The organism is Halomonas sp. PBN3, assembly GCF_000475415.1.
Classification (GTDB): Bacteria; Pseudomonadota; Gammaproteobacteria; order Pseudomonadales; family Halomonadaceae; genus Halomonas; species Halomonas shengliensis.
This window is the reverse complement of record NZ_AXCA01000217.1, coordinates 1-1370: the sequence shown is the minus strand read 5'-3', so window position 1 is coordinate 1370 and position 1370 is coordinate 1. Positions and strand designations below refer to the sequence as shown.

Annotated in this window: 2 protein-coding genes; both read right to left on the bottom strand. The window is 67.4% G+C overall.

Features of this window, described 5'->3' with window-relative positions:
* Positions 1-839: alpha-D-ribose 1-methylphosphonate 5-triphosphate diphosphatase (locus Q673_RS34395; protein ID WP_023007353.1), on the bottom strand; the 839-nt coding region annotated here is incomplete at its 3' end.
* A partial coding sequence (locus tag Q673_RS34390; protein ID WP_023007352.1) for a phosphonate C-P lyase system protein PhnL occupies positions 836-1370 on the bottom strand: 535 nt, incomplete at its 5' end. The genes Q673_RS34390 and Q673_RS34395, both read right to left, overlap by 4 nt.

Genomic DNA, 1370 nt, shown 5'->3' with positions numbered 1-1370 from the left:
ACCACGTTGGGCGCGCCCATCATCACCGCCAGCCCGTGACGGTGGGAGGCCTCGGCCGCCTCGCGCGTGGTGGGGAACTCCGCCACCCGGGTGCCGTACTCGACGCTCTCGGCGACGTGCTCGATGGTGGCATCGTCATGGCTGGCCAGGGCCAGGCCACGCCGATGGCAGGCCGCGGCGATGGCCTGACGGTTGGTACTGCTGTAGCGGGCGCTGTTGGCCAGCTGCTTCTCGATAAAGGCCTCGAGCGCCTCATCGCTCATCCGGTGCTTGCCCTGATAGTAGGTGCGGTAGGCATCGAGGCTCACGAACTGACGCTGACCCGGGGCATGATCCATGAGCGACACCAGGCCGAGAAGCGGCGAATCGGCCAGGGACTCGAAGCGCTCCAGGGTGGCTGGCTGACAGACCTCACAGCGCAGGTGGAGGCGATGGTCGATGCGGGCCATGCCGTCATCCATGATCGCCTGCAGCGAACCGACCATCTGCTTGAGCGCGCCCTCGCGCATGCTCTGTTCGTCGATGTCACCGATCGAGAGTGCATCGAACACCGTGGTGATGCCGCTGGCGGCCATCTGGGCGTCATGGGCCAGTGCCGCGGGCCGTCCCGGCCAGGCCACCTTGGGGCGGGGCTGGAAGTACTTCTCCATGTTGTCGGTGTGCAGCTCGACCATGCCCGGCATCAGGTAGTCGCCATCGCAGTCCACCGCAGAGGGTATGGCACTCAGGCCGGCATCCACGGCTGCAATGCGGCCATCACGAATCACCAGAGAGCCCTGACACACCTCGTCATCGAGGATCATCCGGGCGTTGGTCAGCACCTGTTCGGAAGCACTCATGAGCGAATCTCCTCGGCATTGGCTGGCGTGGAGGCAAGGGCCGCCCCCATGTGCGGCGACAGGGGCAACAGGCGGTCGGCGACGCGATCACGCACGTCCTCGTCGTGGAAGATGCCCAGCAGGGCTGCGCCACGCGCCTTGGCTTCCTGGATCAGTTGCACCACCACCTCACGGTTGGCGGCATCCAAAGAGGCGGTGGGCTCATCCAGCAGCAGCAGCGGGTGCTCGGCGATGAAACCGCGAGCAATATTGACCCGCTGCTGCTCGCCGCCGGAGAAGGTCCCCGGGGGCAGGCTCCACAGCCGCTCGGGCAAGTTGAGGCGGGCCAGCATCGCCTCGGCACGCACTCGCGCCTCGGCCTCGTCCACGCCACGGGCCAGCAGCGGCTCCATCACCACCTCCACCGCCGGCACCCGCGGCACCACGCGCAGGAACTGGCTGACATAGCCGATCACGTCGCGGCGCAGGGTGTGCCAGGCATGGGCGGGCAGCGTGTCGAGCGACAGGTCACCGTCCTCGAAGTGCAGGCGC